Here is a 346-nt window from a genome sequence, read left to right as displayed (position 1 = left end):
GTTGCGTTGTGCGCGCACGCACGGAACCCAAGATAAGAGGCCCCCCCTGGGGGGCCGAATAGGACGCCCCCCCAGGGGCGGGGGCCTGCGGCCCCCCTGGCCGCCCGCTTCGCGGTCGCCCCTTCGACCCCCCGGGGCTGCCGCCCCCGTCCGGCTTATGCCGGCCGGCTCCCCCGCAGACCCAGCCGGCCGAGCCGGCTCCGGTCTCCCAGGGGGTGGGGTTGCCGGGGTTCTCTTGTGAGCTTTTCAAGAACCCCGCCGATCCATCGACGTAAGTCGATGGATCGGAACCGGGGTGTCGGGGCGAGGCCCCGACCGAGAGTCCGGCGGACTCGCGGGCCGGGGG

The organism is Isoptericola sp. NPDC055063 (assembly GCF_053608125.1).
The sequence above is the reverse complement of the archived record's forward strand: the minus strand, read 5'-3'. Positions refer to the sequence as shown.